Genomic DNA, 17,068 nt, shown 5'->3' with positions numbered 1-17,068 from the left:
CGCTCAGGCGCGCGTATCGCGTGCCTGTCTGAAGCGCGCCAGTTCGCGCGCGGTATGCGACACCGCCGCCTGCGACAGCAGGTCGGCCGGTGCGCCGGCGGCCACCACCCGGCCGCCGCCCTCCCCGCCTTCCGGACCCAGGTCGACGATCCAGTCGGCTTCCGCCATCAGGTCGAGGTCATGCTCGATCACCACCACCGAATGACCGGCGTCCACCAGCCGGTGCAGCACGCCGATCAGCTTGGCGATGTCGGCCATGTGCAGGCCGGTGGTCGGTTCGTCCAGCACGTACAGCGTGTGCGGATTGCCGCGACCGCGCCGGGCGTTCGCCGGATCGTTCGCGTCCGCCGGTGACTTCGCCAGCTCGGTCACCAGCTTCATGCGCTGCGCCTCGCCGCCGGACAGCGTGGGGCTGTGCTGGCCCAGCGTCAGATAGCCCAGCCCGACCTCCTGCATCAGCTTCAGCGTGTCGGCCAGCTTGCGGTGGGCAGCGAAGAACTCGACCGCCTCGTCCACGCTCATCGCCAACACGTCGGCAATGCTCTTGCCGCGCCAGATGACCGCCCGCGTTTCCGAATTGAAGCGCGCGCCGTTGCAGGCTTCGCACAGCACCCGCACGTCCGGCAGGAAGGACATTTCGATCTGGCGCAGGCCCTGCCCCTCGCACACCGGGCAGCGGCCGGGGCCGGTGTTGAACGAGAAGCGCGCAGCGGTGAAACCGCGTTCACGCGCATCCTGGGTGTCGGCGTACAGCTTGCGGATCTGGTCCCAGAAGCCGATGTAGGTGGCCGGGCAGGAGCGCGGCGTCTTGCCGATCGGCGTCTGGTCCACTTCGAGCACGCGGCCGAGCGCGCCCCAGCCTTCGATGTCGATGCAGCCGGTCACCGCCGCCTTCGGGTCGTTCAGCCGCGCAGCCACGCCGTCGCGCAGCACGTCGCGCGCCAGCGAAGACTTGCCGGAGCCGGACACGCCGGTCATCACGACCAGACGGCCGAGCGGCACCCGCACGTCCATGCCCTTCAGGTTGTGCAGCGTGGCGCCGCGCACGACGAGCGAAGGCGTGTCGTCAGCGACCGGCCGGCGCGCCTTGAAGCTGTGGTCCAGCGGACGGGCGAGAAAACGGCCGGTGATCGAGTCCGCGTTCTTCGCCAGATCGCTGGCATGACCTTCTGCGATCACCTCGCCGCCGAGCCGGCCGGCGCCCGGGCCGAGATCGATCACGTGGTCGGCGCGCAGGATGGTGTCTTCGTCGTGCTCGACCACCAGCAGCGTGTTGCCCTTGTCGCGCAGCTTCACCAGCGTGTCGAGCAGCACCTGGTTGTCACGCGGGTGCAGGCCTATGGTCGGTTCGTCCAGCACGTAGCACACGCCGCGCAGGTTCGAGCCGAGCTGGGCGGCAAGCCGGATGCGCTGCGCCTCGCCGCCGGACAGCGTGGGTGCGGCGCGGTCCAGCGACAGGTAGCCGAGGCCGACTTCGCTCAGGAAATGCAGCCGGCTGTTCAGCTCCGCGATCACGTCGCGCGCGATTTCGCCTTCGCGGCCTTCGAGCGACCAGCCGGCGATGGTGGTCTGCAGCGCCGAAACCGGCTGCGCGCTCAGCTGCGCGATGGACTGGCCGAACAGCTTCACGTTGCGCGCGACCGGGTTCAGCCGCTCGCCGTGGCAGGCCGGGCATTCTTCCGTCTCGTCTTCCTGCCACTCGTTCCAGGTGGCCTCCTCGCCGGTCTGTTCCGCGTCGAAGCCTTGCAGCTTGAGGCCGGTACCCATGCACTTCGGACACCAGCCATGTTTCGAATTGAACGAGAACAGGCGCGGGTCGAGTTCGGCGAAACCGGTGCCGCAGCTCGGGCAGGCGCGCTGGGTCGAGTACACCTCGATGGTGGGCACCGGCGCGTCCGGCTGGCCCAGGCGGTCCAGCGGCGACATCAGGTGCAGCACGCCCTTGCCGTGTTCCAGCGCCTGGCGCACCGCGTCGCGCAGCGTGCGTTCGTCGCGCTCGTTCACGACGAAATCGCGGATCGGCAGTTCTATCGTGTGTTCCTTGAAGCGGTCCAGCCGCGGCCACGGCGAGGTCGGCAGGAATTCTCCATCGACCCGCAGATGGGTGTGGCCGTGCGACTTCGCCCAGCGCGCCAGTTCGGTGTAGTAGCCCTTGCGGTTGATCACCAGCGGCGCCAGCAGACCGATGTGCTGGCCGCGCCGCTCGCGCAGGATGCGCGCCACCATCGCGTCCTCGCTCTGCGGCGCGATCGCGCAGCCGCAGTCCGGACAGTGCTGCACGCCCAGCTTCACGTACATCAAGCGCAGGAAGTGGTAGATCTCGGTCTGTGTGGCCACCGTGCTCTTGCGGCCGCCACGGCTGGTGCGCTGGGCGATCGCCACCGCCGGCGGAATGCCGAACACGCCATCGACGTCCGGCTTGCTCTCCGGCTGCACGAACTGGCGGGCATAGGCGTTCAGCGATTCGAGGTAGCGGCGCTGGCCCTCGCCGAACACGATGTCGAACGCCAGCGTGGACTTGCCTGAGCCGGACACGCCGGTCACCACGGTGAAGCGCTCGCGCGGAATGTCGACCTCGATGTTCTTCAGGTTGTGCTCGCGCGCGCGGTGCACGACGATGCTGTGCGCGGCGCGTGCGCGCAGTGCGCTGTGCGCCGCGTCCTGCTGCTCGACCGGCGCCGCCTCATGCGCGGCCTGCGAGAAGGTGTCGGCCAGCCGGTACTCGGCCAGCGCCCGCCCGGTATGCGATGCGACGCAGCCGATGACCTGCGCCGGCGTGCCTTCGAACACGAGCTGGCCGCCGTCCTCGCCAGCCTCCGGCCCGAGGTCGATCAGCCAGTCGGCCGCCGAAATCACGTCGAGGTTGTGTTCGATCACCAGCACCGTGTGGCCGGCGTCCAGCAGCTTGGCGAAGGCGCCGAGCAGGCGCGCGATGTCGTCGAAGTGCAGGCCGGTGGTCGGTTCGTCGAGCAGGAAGAGTTTGCCACCCTGAGTGCCGCCGTCAGTCTTCTTGCCGGCCTTCGCGCCCTTCACGTTCGCCGCCTCGGCCAGGAAGCCGGCCAGCTTCAGCCGCTGCGCCTCGCCGCCGGACAGCGTGGGCACCGGCTGGCCCAGCGTCACATAGTCGAGGCCGACGTCGATCAGCGCCTGCAGGCCATTCACCGCCGCATCGACGTGGCGCTTCAGCGCACGCTCGTGGGTGGCCAGTTCGCCCAGCCAGTCGCGCGCATCGCGCACCGTCATCGCCAGCAGGTCGGAAATGCTGCGACCGTCGAGCCGGATCTCCCGCACCTCGGCGCGGTAGCGGCTGCCGTCGCAGTCCGGGCAGCGCAGATACACGTCGGACAGGAACTGCATTTCGACGTGTTCGAAACCGGTGCCGCCGCAGGTCGGGCAGCGGCCCTTGCCGGCGTTGAACGAGAAGGTGCCCGCGGTATAGCCGCGCTGTTTCGCCTCGGCCTGCAGCGCGAACAGTTCGCGCATCGGGTCGAAGGCACCGACATGGGTAACCGGGTTGGAACGCGCGCTCTTGCCGATCGGCGACTGGTCCACCATCACCACATCCGTGATGTGCTCCAGCCCTTCGAGCGCCTGGTGCTCGCCGGCCGCTTCGGTCGGCCGGCCGTAGTGCTTCAGCAGCGCCGGGTGCAGCACGTCCTGGATCAGCGTGGACTTGCCGGAGCCGGACACGCCGGTCACCGCGACCAGACGGCCGAGTGGAATCGCGATATCGACATTCTTCAGGTTGTGCGCCCGCGCGCCGCGCAGCAGCAGGCGCGGCGTGGCGGCATCGACAGCGCGGCGGCTGCCGAGCGCGGCGTCCACCTTGCGCCGGCCGGCCAGATAGTCGGCGGTCAGCGTGTCGGCACCGGCCATGGCGGCCGGCGCGCCGTCGAACACGATGTGGCCGCCGCGCGTGCCGGCGCCCGGGCCGATGTCGAGCAGGCGGTCGGCGTGGCGCATGATCTGCGGGTCGTGCTCAACCACCACCAGCGTGTTGCCGGCGTCCTTCAGCCGCTGCATCACGCCGATCACCCGCTCCATGTCGCGCGGGTGCAGGCCGATCGACGGCTCGTCCAGCACGAACAGCGTGTTCACCAGCGAAGTGCCGAGTGCCGTCGTGAGGTTGATGCGCTGCACCTCGCCGCCGGACAGCGTGCGCGACTGGCGGTCGAGGTTCAGATAGCCCAGGCCAACGGTGCACAGATAGCCGAGCCGGGTGCGGATTTCCGCCATCAGTTCTTCGGTGGCCGAGTCGAGCGGCGGCGGCAGGTCGAGCGCGTCCATCATCGCGCGCAGCTTCACCACCGGCCAGCGCATCAGGTCGTGTATCGACTGCCCCTCGATCTTCCACAGCGCCGCGTCCGGCTTGAGCCGGCTGCCGCCGCAGGCCGGGCATTCGGTGTAGGCCCGGTAGCGCGACAGCAGCACCCGGATGTGCATCTTGTAGGCCTTGGTTTCCAGCCACTCGAAGAAGTGGCGCACGCCATACCAGGTGCCGGGCCAGGACTTCTGCCAGCTCTTCCACTTCGGGTCGCCTTCGAGCACCCACTGCCGGTGCTCCGCCGACAGCTCGTTGAACGGCACGTCCAGCGGCACGCCGTACTTCGGCGCCAGCTTTTCAAGGTCGGTCTGGCACTCGCTGTAGGACTCGGTCTGCCACGGTTTCACCGCGCCGCCGCGCAGCGTCTTGCGGCCGTCCGGAATGACCAGACCGAAGTCGATGCCGATCACGCGGCCGAAGCCGCGGCAGGTTTCGCAGGCGCCGATCGGCGAATTGAACGAGAAGGTGGCCGGCATGGCCGGGCTGTAGGCGATGTCGCAGTCTGCGCAGTGCAGCGTGCTGGAGAAGGCCCAGCGCTCGCCGCCCTCGCTGTCCAGCAGCTGCACGTGCATGCGGCCATGGCCCAGCTTCAGTGCCGCCTCGACCGCTTCGGCGATGCGCGATTCGCCGGCGTTGCCGGCGCGGAAGCGGTCCTGCACCACCTGCAGCACATTGCCGTCGCGCGCGTGGATGCGGGTATAGCCCTGGCGTTCCAGCCAGCCCTGCACTTCGGCGTCGGTGAAGTTGTCGGGCACGGTGACCGGCGCGGTCACCGCCAGCCGCGGGTCACCGGCCGCCGCGGCGCGCTCGGCGATCCGCTGCGCGATGCGGTCGGCGGTGTCGGCCTGCACCGGCTTGCCGCAGCAGCGGCAGTGCAGCGTCGACACGCGGGCGAACAGCAGCTTCAGGTGATCGTTCAGCTCGGTCATGGTGCCGACCGTCGAGCGCGAGGTGCGCACCTGATTGGTCTGGTCGATGGCGATCGCCGGCGGTACGCCCTCGATGCGGTCGACCTGCGGCGCGTCCATGCGGTCGAGGAACTGCCGCGCGTACGGCGAGAAGGTTTCGACATAGCGGCGCTGGCCTTCGGCGTACAGCGTGTCGAACACCAGCGAGGACTTGCCGGAGCCGGACACGCCGGTCACGACCGTGAGCCGGCCGAGCGGGAAATCGACGTCGAGGTTCTTCAGATTGTTCTGCCGCACGCCGCGCAGGCGGATGGCGGCTTCGGGCGCGGCGGCGACGGGACGATAGCTTTTGCGGGACACGATGAACGGAGCTGGGTGAATTGGGTGCTAGCGTAGCAGCGGTGGCGCCGAACCCGCTGCAGGCAGGGATCGAATCGCGACGAGGGCGTCGCGCCCACTGGCCTCTGCACGGCACCGCGCCTGACGCGGGGCGAAGCGCGCGTCCGGATCAGGTGACATGCATGCGCGCTACCGGTGGAGCAGGACCTTGGGAGCGACGCCCTCGTCGCGATTGCGGCGGCAAAGAACTCAGGGCGCCGGCCGCAGAAAATCCGGCATGTCAGCCGGCGCCGCCTTCCAGAAGGGCACGGTGCGGGTAGCGTCGATGTCCGCCTCAAGCCACTCGATCGGGATGGCGTAGCGTTCCTCACCGGCCGTCTTCGCGACGAAGGCGAGAATGCCCACCAGTTCGCCGGCCACGTTGAACAGGCCGCCGCCACTGTCGCCGATGGCGAACGGCACGCTCACCTGCATCACCGGTGCGCCATCCATCGTGAAGGTCTTGTCGAGTGCGCCGATCAGCAGGCGCACGTCGACGCCGTAAGCGCCATTGAAACCGAGCAGCCGGTCACCCGGCTTCAGGTCGCCGGCGCGGGCGATCTTCGCCGCCGGCGCGGCCAGACCGGGCACCGACAGCACGCACAGGTCCCGCCAGTCGTCGCGACGCAGTACGGTGGCGGGACTGGCCACGTACTGATAGCTGGCCTTGAGTGCCTTCGCACCGGCGACCACATGGCAGGCGGTGGCCACCCGTTGGCCCGGCAGCACCACGCCGCTGCCGATGGAAATCGAGCCGTCCGGCTGTTCGGCCTGCACCCGCACCGTGGTCTGGATGGCGGTGGCGATGTTCATCGCCTGCGCACTGCAGGCGGCGCTGGCGATCAGCAGGGCGGCAACGGTTGTTCTCATGATGGGCTCCGGTCGGCGGGGGGAGGATGCGCGCTGCGTCTCCGACTGCGCGGCGCGGGCTTGGTTTCATCCGCCGCACCGGTGGTAAGGTCGGAAAAAAACGCGGAGAACGATGCATGCGGCTGTCCGGCAATTCACAGATTCTGATCGGAGCGCTCGCCGGCCTGGCGCTGGGGATGTTTCTGGGCGCGCAGCCGGCGGACGCCGGTCTGCGGGTGCAGGGTCTCTATCTCGCCGGGCTGATCGGCAGCGTGTTCATCGCGCTGCTCAAGATGGTGCTGGTGCCGCTGGTGTTCTCGTCCATCGTGGTCGGCGTGGCCCAGCTCAGGCAGCATGGCAGCATCCGCCGTGTCTGGGTGACCACGCTGCTGTTCTACCTGCTCACGGTCACCATCGCGGTGCTGCTCGGGCTGGGCGCCGCCCATCTGTTCGACCCGGCTGCCGGCCTGCATCTGGACATGTTCGCCGACGCGCTGGCCGGCTTCCAGGCGAAGCAGCTGCCCTTTCCCGAATTCGTACAGCAGTTCCTGACCGGGCTGTTCAGGAATCCGTTCTCCGCGCTGGCCAATGGCGACATCGTGGCGCTGGTGGTGTTCGCGCTGATTCTCGGCATCGCGCTGGTGCAGGCTGGCGAGCGCTATCCGGTGATCAACCGCGGCATGGAGGAAATGCAGGACCTTTCGCTGCGCATCGTCGGCGCCATCATGCGGCTGGCGCCCTGGGGCATTGCCGCGCTGCTGGCGAAACTGATCGCCACCCAGGACATGGCGCTGCTCGAAACCATGGCGCGCTTTATTGCGGTGGTGCTGGGCACCACGCTGTTCCACGGCGCGGTGGTGCTGCCCGGCCTGCTGTGGCTGATCACCAAGGTGAGCCCCCTGGCGCTGTGGCGCGGCGGACGCGAATCCTTCATCACCGCCCTGGCCACCAGTTCGAGTTCGGCGACGATGCCGGTCACGATGCGGGTCACGCAGCAGCATTTCGGCGTGCGCCCCGCCACCGTCGGCTTCGTGGTGCCGGTCGGCACGACGATGAACATGGACGGCACCGCGCTGTACGAAGCGGCGGCGGCGCTGTTCATCGCCAGCCTGGCCGGCATCGAACTGAGCCTGGGCCAGCAGGTGGTGGTGTGCGTCATGTCCATGCTGGCCGCGGTCGGTGCGCCGGGCATTCCGAGCGCCGGCATGGTGACCATGGTCATGGTGCTGCAGTCGGTCGGCCTGCCGGCCGAAGCGATCGCCATCCTGCTGCCGATAGACCGCATCCTCGATTCGCTGCGCACCGTCGTGAACGTGGAAGGCGACATCGTGGGCAGCATCGTGGTCGACCACCTCACGCTGCGCGCCGAAGCGCAGGACGCCCCCCGGGCGGCCGGCTGAGCCGCCCGCCATCCGACAACGAACAGGACACCATGGATCCGACTTCCGCTTCCGCACAGACCGCCACACGCCCCGGCCCGCTGTTTCCGTGGCTCAAGCTCGACCCGGCGCTGCAGTTCATGCTGATGATAGGCATCGCGGTGCTGGCCGCGGCGATCGCCTGGCTGTTTGCCGACAGCCGCAGCCCGCAGGCGCTGCAGTGGGGACTGCTGGCCGGTCTGGCCGGCTTCGGCGCCACCGCCCTGGGCGCGGCGCCGGCGCTCGGCCTGCGTTCGCTGGGCCAGCGCGGCTCGGACATCCTGCTCGGCTTCGGCGCCGGCATGATGCTGGCCGCCTCCTCCTTCTCGCTCATCGTGCCCGGTCTGGACGCCGGCGAATCCATCACCGGCTCACGTGGCTGGGGCGCGGCCGTGGTGGTGGCCGGCATGTGTCTGGGCATCTGGCTCATGATGGCGCTGGACGCGATGACGCCGCACGAACACGAGCACTGCGGCAGCTGCGGCCCGGAAACCCGCATGGGCCGGGTATGGCTGTTCGTGAATGCCATCGCGCTGCACAACCTGCCGGAGGGCATGGCCATGGGCGTGTCCTTCTCGCAGGGCGACATGACCGTGGGGCTGCCGCTGTCCACCGCGATCGCGCTGCAGGACATTCCGGAAGGGCTGGCGGTGGCGGTCGCGCTGCGCGCGGTCGGCATGTCGCCGCTGAAGGCGGTGGCCATCGCCGCGCTGAGCGGCTTCATGGAACCGCTGGGGGCGCTGATCGGCCTCGGCCTGTCGAGCAGCGTCGCGCTGTTCTACCCGGGCGGCCTGGGTCTGGCCGCTGGCGCCATGCTGTTCGTGGTGTCGCACGAGGTGATACCGGAAACCCACCGCAACGGCCACGAAAAGGCTGCCACCCTCGGGCTGATGGCCGGTTTCATGGTGATGATGGTGCTCGACACGACCCTGGGGTGAGACAGGGGTTTCGCAGCGCATGCGCTGCGCCTGTCGAACGGGTGAGCTGTGCAAAGCTCACCCTCGTGACCTCCGGGTTTCGCAGCGCATGCGCTGCGCCGGGTGGGAGCGGCGCCCCGCCGCGATGCGGGCGGCGGACGGGCTGAGGCGCAGTGGGCAGAGGCCGATCGCGGCGGGGGCGGCGCTCCCACAACTTCGCCGCTTGCAAGACCCGCCTTCACCGGGAGGGGGCAAACGTTCAGTTGCCCGGCGTCACCCCGTTCGGCAGCAACACCCACATGCGGCCCTGCTGTTTCATCCGGCCGGCCTGGGCGCCGGCTTCCGGGCCGAAACCCCAGAAGAAGTCGGCGCGCACGCCGCCCTTGATCGCGCCACCGGTGTCCTGCGCCATCATGAGCCGGCGCAGCGGCTGGCTGCTGTTCGGCCGTGTGGTGCTCAGCCACACCGGTGCACCCAGCGGTACCGCGCGCGGGTCCACCGCCACCACGCGGCCGCCGGCGATCGGCACGCCGAGCGCGCCGAGCGGGCCTTCAGGCAGGCCGGGCGCCTGTTTGCCGATCGGCAGTTCGCGGAAGAACACATAGCTCGGATTGGCCGCCAGCAGTGCCGGCACGCGCGAAGGGTTGGCGCGCGCCCACTCGCGTATGCCCTGCATCGACGCCTGTTCCAGCTTCAGTTCGCCCTGGTCCACCAGCCAGCGGCCGATGGAAGCGTACGGATGACCGTTCTGGTCGGCGTAGCCCACGCGCACCCGGCTGCCGTCCGGCAGCTCGACCTGGCCCGAGCCCTGCACCTGCAGGAAGAACACGTCCAGCGCGTCGGCTGCCCAGAACAGCGCCTTGCGGTCCAGCTCCGCCGCGCGCGCGTCCAGTTCGGCCCGGCTCCAGTAGGGCACCACCTTGCGCCCTTCCAGCCGGCCGCGCAGCCGCATGTTCTTCAGGTCCGGATTGACCGACGACAGGTCGATCACCAGCAGGTCATCCGGCACCGCATGGATGGCGTGCCGGTAGGCGCCGCCACGGCTGCGGCTGGCTTTCAGCAGCGGCTCGTAATAGCCGGTGATCAGCCCCTGATCGCTGCCGTCGCCGTTGAGCAGCTGCCAGGGCCGGAAAAAGGCTTCGTAGAAGGCGCGCACCGCGCCGCGGTCGTTCGGGTCCAGGATGACCAGCGCGGCGCACGGCTCGCCCCAGCCCGGCTTGTTGGCCACCGCGCTGCAGGAGGCGCGCAGCGCCGGCAGCGATTCGCGCAGGTCGTCGTCCTGCCAGCCTTCGAGCGCCGACCACTCGGCCGGCTGCAACTTCGGCGGCAGCGGCTTGGCTTCGGGCGCCGGCACGGTCGGGCAGACCGGGCAGGCGGCACAGGCAGGGGCGGCCGGACACGCGGGACAGGCGGCCGCTGCCGGTGCCGGCGTCTGCAGCGGCGGACACACGGCCGGCGCGGGCATGCTCACGGCCGGCGCCGATTCGGGCTTCGGTGCAGGTCTGGACGGGGTCTGCGGCGTGCCGGCGCAGGCCGCCAGCAGCAGAGTGACCATCATCAGTACGCCGGCGGTGCGCAGGCGGATTTGCTGGAACATCGGGATTTAATTAGATTGATGCGCCCGCGGCGCCGAGTGCGCCATGATAACGAGCACCGCGCCCGAGGGCCGGTGCGATGACGAAAGCTCCGCCCCATGTGGTTATTCCTGCTCGAGGCCGGCACCGCGCTGGCGCTCTTCCTGTTCATCCTGTGGTGGACCCTGCCGAAGAAGGACAAGGCCCGCATCGATCCGGCCGAAAGGAAGGACGACGATGGCCAGCGCTGACGGTTTCGAGGGCCTGATCGCCCGCGCGCACGCGCTGTTCGACCGGCTGGAGCACATCCTGCCGCCGCCGCCGGTGGAACCGGACTGGAAGGCGATCGCCTTCCGCTGGCGCCGCATCAACGGCCGTGGCCGGCTGGAGACGGTGGCCCATCCGCACCGGCTGCGTCTGGCCGACCTGCGCGACATCGACGTGCAGAAGGCGCGCATCAAGGCCAACACGAAGCAGTTCGTGGAAGGCCGGCCGGCCAACAATGCGCTGCTGACCGGCGCGCGCGGCACCGGCAAGAGCTCGCTGGTGAAGGCGCTGCTGAACGAGTACGCGAAGAAGGGCCTGCGCCTGATCGAGGTGGACCGCGACGACCTGACCGACCTGCCGGACATCACCGACCTGATCGCCAAGCGGCCCGAGCGCTTCATCATCTACTGCGACGACCTGTCCTTCGAATCAGGCGAACCCGGCTACAAGGCGCTGAAGAGCATTCTCGACGGCTCGGTATCGGCCGTGCTGGACAACGTGCTCATCTATGCCACCTCCAACCGTCGCCACCTGATGCCCGAGTATTTCTCGGAAAACAGCGAGGCCCGGCATGTCGACGGCGAAGTGCACCCGGGCGAGGCGATCGAGGAAAAGGTGTCGCTGTCCGAGCGTTTCGGCCTGTGGCTGTCGTTCTACCCCTTCGACCAGGACGCCTACCTGAACATCGTGAACCACTGGCTCAAGAGCTTCGGGCTGGACGCCGACCAGATCGCCGCCGCGCGCAGCGCCGCGCTGCTGTGGTCGATCGAGCGCGGCGCCCGCAGCGGCCGCGTGGCCTGGCAGTTCGCGCGCGACTGGGCCGGTCAGCACGCGGTGACCGCGCCGGCCCGGAGCGGACGATGAGCGAGCGCAAGCAGGTGGCGGTGGCCGCCGCGGTCATTTTCCGCGACGGCGCCCACGGCCGCGCTGGCGCGCGGGAATTCCTGCTCGGCCAGCGCGCGCCCGGCACCTTCTACCCGGGCTACTGGGAATTTCCGGGCGGCAAGGTGGAAAAGGGCGAGGCGCCGGTCGACGCGCTGAAGCGCGAGCTGGACGAGGAACTGGGCATCCGCGTCGAGCACTGCACGCCGTGGATCACACTGTCGCACGCGTACGAGCACGCGCACGTACGACTGCACTTCTTCCGCGTCGAGCGCTGGAGCGGCCGAGTGCATGACCACGTGCACAGCGCACTGGCCTGGCAGACCGCGGACGCGCTCACCGTGTCGCCGATGCTGCCGGCCAACGGCCCGGTCATGAAATCGCTGCGCCTGCCGACGCGGATGGCGGTCACCCACGCCTTCCGGATCGGCGCCGCCGCCCAGCTCGACGCGCTGCGCCAGGCCTGCCGCCGCGGCCGGCTCATGCTGCAGATCCGCGAACCGGTGCTGGACGCCGCCGCGCTGGATTTCGCACGCGAGGCGATCCGCATCGCCCGCGATCACGGCTGCCCGGTGGTGCTGAACGGCCCGGTGGAGGTGGCGCAGGCGCTGGGCGCCGACGGCGTTCATCTGAAAGCCGCCCAGCTGGCCGGCCTGACGGCGCGTCCGGACTTCGAATGGGTGGGCGCGTCCTGCCACTCGGTGGATGAACTGGCGCAGGCCACGCGACTGGGCCTGGACTACGCGGTGGCGGGATCGGTACTGCCCACGGCGACCCACCCCGGGGGCGACACGCTGGGCTGGGACGGTTTCACGGCGCTGGTCGCCGGCAGCCCGCTGCCGGTGTTCGCCATCGGCGGTCTGGACGACAGCCATCTGGCGCAGGCGCAGACCTGCGGCGCGCACGGCATCGCCGCGATACGCGGCGCCTGGGTGCTCTAGCCATGACCGGCCGGCGCGCCTTCCTGCTGCAGGCGGCCGCGCTGGTCGCGGCGCCGGCGCTCGCACGCGCCGCCGTCCCGGCCGCCTTCGAACGCGGTCTGCTGTGGCGCGTGAACGTCGAGGGCGCGCCACCCAGCTTCCTGTACGGCACGCTGCACAGCGGCGACCCCCGGGTGCTCGCCCGGGTCGAACCGCTGCGACCGCTGATCGCGGCCGCCCGCGTCTTCATGCCGGAACTGGTGACCGACGCCGACGCGGTCAATCTCTACATGGCAGCCAGCGTCTACGACAGTGAGGACCTTCCGCGCCGGGTGGGCAAGGCAAAGTGGCCGCGCATCGCGCAGGCACTGGCCCTGCACGGCGTGGATGCACGGGTCGCACCGCGCCTGCGTCCGTGGGCGGCGCTGATCACGCTGCTGCAGCCGGTCGCCGCGCGCCAGCCCTCGCTGGACGAAGCCCTCATAGACGCCGCCCGCGCCCGGCGCGTGCCGGTGCAGCCGATCGAACAGGTGCAGGAACAGATCGACGCGATCGCGCTGCTGCCGGAAGACACCCAGATCGCGCTGCTGATCGACGCGTCACGCCGGCACGACCTCATACAGGCCGGCGTGGAACCGATGACCCGCGCCTGGCTGGCCGGCGACATCGGCGAACTGGCCCGCATCAACAGCCGGCTCATGTCGGCGGAGCCCGCGCTGAAGCTCCATGGCCAGCGCTTCCTGCAGTCGCTGCTGGGCGCGCGCAACGCCCGCTTCGAACAGCGGCTGCTGCCCGAACTGCGCCAGGGCGGCGTATTCGCGGCCTTCGGCGCCTCGCATCTGACCGGGGCCGACGGCGTGCTGTCACGCCTGTCGGTACAGGGTTGCACCGTGGAGGCGGCCGACTGACTCCAGTTTCGTGACGTCCTGCCGTAATTCAGGCACGAAGTCGCACCTTTCCGGTGCGTGAGATACCCGCCTGGAAAACTGACCGGAGCCCCGTCATGTTCGCATTCAACCGCCTGTCCGTCGTGAGCCAGCTGTCCAGCTCGATCGGCCTGCTCTGCCTCACCGTATTCACCGGCCTGATTGCCGTCGTCTCGATCTCGAGCAACCGCACCGCCATCGACCAGACCCGTGCCCACCTGGGCGACCAGGCTGACGCCACCACCCAGCTGCTGGACCTGAGCTACGACAGCGCGATGACCAATGCCGAAAAGGGCATGGCCGCATTCAAGCGCGCGCTGGGCGGCGAGGTGACGGTGAGCGAGGACACGGTGGACATGGGCAAGTACCCGGCGGTCCGCGTGGCCCGTGTCGGCTCCGCCGCCCTCAATGGCGACGAGAACCGGATGAAGCAGATCCGCGACCTGACCGGCGCCGATCCGGCGGTGATGGTGCGCGTCGGCGACGAATTCGTGCGCGTGGCCACGCTGCTGAAGGACAAGGACGGCAAGTCGCAGGCCGGCGTCGCCATCAAGGCCGGCCCGGAAACCGAGGCGCTGCTGAAGGGCGACAGCTACCGGGGCGTGGTCGAGCGCAACGGCCGCTTCTACATTTCGTCGCTGGAACCGATCAAGGACAGCGCCGGCCGGGTGGCCGGGGCGCTGTCGTCGCGGGTGGACGTGCAGTCGGTGATCGACCAGCTGTTCGCATCGCTGAAAACCATCAAGGTCGGCGAAACCGGCTACATCCACGTGATCAAGCCGGGTGACAGCGCCGACAGCACCGAAATGCTGTACCACCCGAAACACGCGGGCAAGACGATCAAGGACATCGGCAATCCGGTGCTGACCCGGGTGATCGACGAACAGATAGACCGCAAGGAAGGTGACCACATCTACGACTGGCCGACCGCCGACGGTTCGATGGCACCGAAGATCGCGTCCTTCCGCAAATCGGACAAATGGGGCTGGATCGTGTCCTCCGGCGCTCACGTCGAGGAATTCACCCGCGACACCACCCGTCTGCGCAACCTGCTGATCGGCTTCTGTGTCGCGGCCGGCCTGCTGTTCGCCGGCCTCACCTGGTGGCTGGCCCGCAGCCGGCTGGCCCGCCTGCGCGACGTGTCGGCGGCGATGACCCGCCTCGGCAACGGCGATTTCAGCCAGCGCCTGCCGGTGGTCACTGGTGAAAGCCACAACGAGCTGGACCTGATTTCGCTGCAGATGAACGAAGCGACCCGCAAGACCGCGGCGCTGATCACCGCCACCGCCGATGCCGCCCGGGCGGTGGGCGAGGCGGCGCGCACGCTGCGCGCCGGCTCGTCGGAAGTGGTGAGCGGCTCGACCGAACAGAGCAGCGCGGCCGCCGGCCTGGCCGCCGCGATCGAACAGCTGTCGGTCAGCATCACCCATGTCGCCGACAGCGCCGGCGTGGCCGACGGCATCACGCGGGAAGCCCGCAGCGCGGCCAGCGAAGGCGAAAACAAGCTCAACAGCATGGTGGACGGCATGCAGCGCATCGCCGCCGAAATCCGTGACGCCTCGTCCGCGGTATCGGATCTGGCGGGGCGCACGCGTGAAATCTCGAACGTGGGCCGCATCATCCAGGAGATCGCGGAACAGACCAATCTGCTGGCGCTGAATGCCGCCATCGAGGCCGCCCGCGCCGGCGAGTCCGGCCGCGGCTTCGCGGTGGTGGCCGACGAAGTGCGCAAGCTGGCCGAACGCACCGCCGCCTCGACCCAGGAAATCGCCAGCATGGTGAGCAGCGTGCAGGCCGACGCCGACAAGGTGGTGCGCCGCATCAGCGAAGTGAGCGGCCAGGTCGACGCTGGCGTCACGCTGGCCAGCGAAGCCGGCGAGGTGCTGCGCATCATCAGCGCGCACAGCGAACGCACCGCCGAGGCGATGAAGGAAATCGCAGCCGCCACCCGCGAACAGAGCAGCGCCAGCCAGTCGGTGGCACAGGGCGTGGAGCGCATCGCCGGCATGGCCGAACAGAACGCGGACATCACCCGTCGTGCCGACGGCCAGACCCACGGTCTGGAGGTGCTGGCCGGCGAACTGCAGGACAACGTCGGCCGCTTCGTGGTCTGACGCGCGGGTCGCCCTGCCCGCAGGCGGGCGGCCGGTGCCGCTTCACACGCGATCCGCCGGGGCGGCTGCGCGGTATCTGCCGCCCGGTCATCGGCGCGACCGGGCGCGGCGGCGGCCACGGCGTATACTCCGCAGCCACGCTCACCTGCCCGTCCCATGCTCAGCTACCGCCACGCCTTCCATGCCGGCAATCCGGCCGACGTGCTCAAGCACTTCGTGCTCACCGAACTGCTCCAGCACCTGAACCAGAAGGACAAGCCCTACTGGTACATCGACACCCACGCCGGTGCCGGCGGCTACGCGCTGGACAGCGGCTACGCGGCGAAGAACGCCGAATACGCCGAAGGCATCGGCCGTCTGTGGTCGGCGCGCGACCTGCCGGCTGCGCTCGGCACCTATGTCGACATCGTGCGCGCCTTCAACGAGGGCGATGCGCTGCGCGCCTATCCGGGTTCGCCCATGGTGGCGCGCGCGCTGCTGCGCGAGCACGACCGGATGAAGCTGTTCGAACTGCACACCACCGACAACCGGCTGCTGAACGAAGCTTTCGCCGGCGCCGGCCGCAGCGTGAAGATCGAGAAGCAGGACGGCTTTTCCAGCCTGAGGTCCATGCTGCCGCCGCCCACCCGTCGCGCGCTGGTGCTGATCGACCCGCCGTACGAAATCCGCGAGGACTACCGCTACACCTTCGAAACGCTGCGCGAGGCGGTGGTGCGCTTCCCGACCGGCACCTACTGCGTGTGGTATCCGCAGCTGCAGAAGATGGATTCGCGCGATCTGCCGGCCAAGCTCAAGCGCATGAAGGTGGACAGCTGGCTGCACGTGGCGCTCACCACCCGCACGCCGCCGGCGGACGGCTTCGGCATGTACGGCAGCGGCCTGTTCGTCGTCAATCCGCCGTGGACGCTGCCGGCCACGCTGAAGTCGGTCATGCCCTGGCTGGTGAAGACGCTGGGGCAGGACGGCGGCGCCAAGTTCGAGCTGGAATTCCAGATTCCCTGAGCCGCTGCCATGCTGCTGCAGACCTCGATCGACACCATCACGCACGCCATCGGCCTGGCGGTGGCACCGGTGTTCCTGCTCACCGCGCTGTCCACGCTGATCGGCACGCTGAACAACCGGCTCGGCCGCATCATCGACCGCCGGCGCGTGGTGCTGGCGCGCGGCAGCCAGCCCTGCGAGGACGCGACGCTGAGCAACGCGAGCGAACTGGACCTGCTGGCCCGACGCGCCCGGCTCATCTATCTGGCCATCCTGTTCTCGGTGGCCGCCGCACTGCTGGTGTGTCTGGTGGTGGCCTGCGCCTTCTTCGGCGTGCTGTTCGCGGTGGTGCTGGCCGATCTGCTGGCCGGACTGTTCGTGCTCGCGATGCTGGCGCTGATCACCTCGCTGAGCCTTTTCCTGCGCGAAGTGTTCGTCGCGGTATTCACCGCCACCCACGCCAATCGCTGAGCCCCCTCTTCCTTAGCATGCGAACAAGTTGATTTTCTTTACAGCCCATGGGCCGAACGGACTACGGGCTGACCGCCTTCGCGTCACTGCGACGGCATATGGATTCTCTAGATTGCGTTGACCCCTGCCCGATGCGGCG

General features: G+C 69.3%; 12 protein-coding genes. 9 read left to right on the top strand and 3 right to left on the bottom strand.

Annotated elements, in window-relative coordinates:
* Positions 1-3: 3 nt before the first annotated feature.
* A complete protein-coding gene (gene uvrA, locus METUNV1_RS09820) occupies positions 4-5,592 on the bottom strand; it encodes an excinuclease ABC subunit UvrA (RefSeq protein ID WP_008061252.1) in 5,589 nt (1,862 codons plus the stop codon).
* A gap of 228 nt (positions 5,593-5,820) precedes the next feature.
* A complete protein-coding gene (locus METUNV1_RS09815) occupies positions 5,821-6,480 on the bottom strand; it encodes a S1 family peptidase (protein ID WP_008061251.1) in 660 nt (219 codons plus the stop codon).
* Between the two features lie 116 nt (positions 6,481-6,596).
* On the opposite strand from METUNV1_RS09815, the gene METUNV1_RS09810 reads away from it, so the two are divergent.
* Positions 6,597-7,859, top strand: a complete 1,263-nt coding sequence (locus tag METUNV1_RS09810) for a dicarboxylate/amino acid:cation symporter (RefSeq protein ID WP_008061250.1) — start codon at positions 6,597-6,599, stop codon at positions 7,857-7,859.
* 32 nt (positions 7,860-7,891) lie between these two features.
* Positions 7,892-8,815 carry a ZIP family metal transporter gene (locus tag METUNV1_RS09805; protein WP_008061249.1) on the top strand — a complete coding sequence of 308 codons (924 nt, stop codon included), beginning with the start codon at positions 7,892-7,894 and terminating at the stop codon, positions 8,813-8,815.
* 238 nt (positions 8,816-9,053) lie between these two features.
* Here METUNV1_RS09805 and mltA read toward each other — a convergent pair whose 3' ends face one another.
* Positions 9,054-10,391 carry a murein transglycosylase A gene (gene mltA / locus METUNV1_RS09800; RefSeq protein WP_008061248.1) on the bottom strand — a complete coding sequence of 446 codons (1,338 nt, stop codon included), beginning with the start codon at positions 10,389-10,391 and terminating at the stop codon, positions 9,054-9,056.
* A 96-nt stretch (positions 10,392-10,487) separates the two neighbouring features.
* On the opposite strand from mltA, the gene METUNV1_RS20100 reads away from it, so the two are divergent.
* The 7 genes from METUNV1_RS20100 to METUNV1_RS09770 all read left to right on the top strand — a co-directional run bounded on the left by METUNV1_RS20100 (position 10,488) and on the right by METUNV1_RS09770 (position 16,929).
* Positions 10,488-10,619, top strand: coding sequence for a hypothetical protein (locus METUNV1_RS20100; protein WP_008061247.1), 132 nt, complete (start codon positions 10,488-10,490; stop codon positions 10,617-10,619).
* Entirely contained in the window at positions 10,606-11,499 is an 894-nt protein-coding gene (locus METUNV1_RS09795; RefSeq protein ID WP_008061246.1) for an ATP-binding protein, read from the top strand. Before METUNV1_RS20100 ends, METUNV1_RS09795 begins: the two co-directional genes overlap by 14 nt.
* Positions 11,496-12,458 carry a Nudix family hydrolase gene (locus tag METUNV1_RS09790; RefSeq protein WP_008061245.1) on the top strand — a complete coding sequence of 321 codons (963 nt, stop codon included), beginning with the start codon at positions 11,496-11,498 and terminating at the stop codon, positions 12,456-12,458. Before METUNV1_RS09795 ends, METUNV1_RS09790 begins: the two co-directional genes overlap by 4 nt.
* A 2-nt stretch (positions 12,459-12,460) precedes the next feature.
* Positions 12,461-13,345 carry a TraB/GumN family protein gene (locus tag METUNV1_RS09785; protein ID WP_008061244.1) on the top strand — a complete coding sequence of 295 codons (885 nt, stop codon included), beginning with the start codon at positions 12,461-12,463 and terminating at the stop codon, positions 13,343-13,345.
* Positions 13,346-13,440: 95 nt separating this feature from the next.
* A complete protein-coding gene (locus METUNV1_RS09780) occupies positions 13,441-15,477 on the top strand; it encodes a methyl-accepting chemotaxis protein (RefSeq protein ID WP_008061243.1) in 2,037 nt (678 codons plus the stop codon).
* Between the two features lie 156 nt (positions 15,478-15,633).
* A complete protein-coding gene (locus METUNV1_RS09775; protein ID WP_008061242.1) occupies positions 15,634-16,479 on the top strand; it encodes a 23S rRNA (adenine(2030)-N(6))-methyltransferase RlmJ in 846 nt (281 codons plus the stop codon).
* 9 nt (positions 16,480-16,488) lie between these two features.
* The gene (locus METUNV1_RS09770; RefSeq protein ID WP_008061240.1) at positions 16,489-16,929 is read left to right on the top strand and encodes a DUF2721 domain-containing protein; all 441 of its coding nucleotides are present in this window, start codon (positions 16,489-16,491) and stop codon (positions 16,927-16,929) included.
* Positions 16,930-17,068: the final 139 nt, after the last annotated feature.

This window comes from Methyloversatilis universalis FAM5 (assembly GCF_000214035.2).
GTDB lineage: Bacteria > Pseudomonadota > Gammaproteobacteria > Burkholderiales > Rhodocyclaceae > Methyloversatilis > Methyloversatilis universalis.
This window is presented reverse-complemented; position numbering and strand designations above follow the sequence as displayed.

Coding starts and splice junctions, on each gene's coding strand:
- METUNV1_RS09775 (WP_008061242.1), top strand. CDS start 15,634: ATGCTCAGCTACCGCCACGCCTTCCATGCCGGCAATCCGGCCGACGTG.
- METUNV1_RS20100 (WP_008061247.1), top strand. CDS start 10,488: ATGTGGTTATTCCTGCTCGAGGCCGGCACCGCGCTGGCGCTCTTCCTG.
- METUNV1_RS09780 (WP_008061243.1), top strand. CDS start 13,441: ATGTTCGCATTCAACCGCCTGTCCGTCGTGAGCCAGCTGTCCAGCTCG.
- METUNV1_RS09795 (WP_008061246.1), top strand. CDS start 10,606: ATGGCCAGCGCTGACGGTTTCGAGGGCCTGATCGCCCGCGCGCACGCG.
- METUNV1_RS09810 (WP_008061250.1), top strand. CDS start 6,597: ATGCGGCTGTCCGGCAATTCACAGATTCTGATCGGAGCGCTCGCCGGC.
- METUNV1_RS09790 (WP_008061245.1), top strand. CDS start 11,496: ATGAGCGAGCGCAAGCAGGTGGCGGTGGCCGCCGCGGTCATTTTCCGC.
- METUNV1_RS09805 (WP_008061249.1), top strand. CDS start 7,892: ATGGATCCGACTTCCGCTTCCGCACAGACCGCCACACGCCCCGGCCCG.
- METUNV1_RS09770 (WP_008061240.1), top strand. CDS start 16,489: ATGCTGCTGCAGACCTCGATCGACACCATCACGCACGCCATCGGCCTG.
- mltA (WP_008061248.1), bottom strand. CDS start 10,391: ATGTTCCAGCAAATCCGCCTGCGCACCGCCGGCGTACTGATGATGGTC.
- METUNV1_RS09815 (WP_008061251.1), bottom strand. CDS start 6,480: ATGAGAACAACCGTTGCCGCCCTGCTGATCGCCAGCGCCGCCTGCAGT.
- METUNV1_RS09785 (WP_008061244.1), top strand. CDS start 12,461: ATGACCGGCCGGCGCGCCTTCCTGCTGCAGGCGGCCGCGCTGGTCGCG.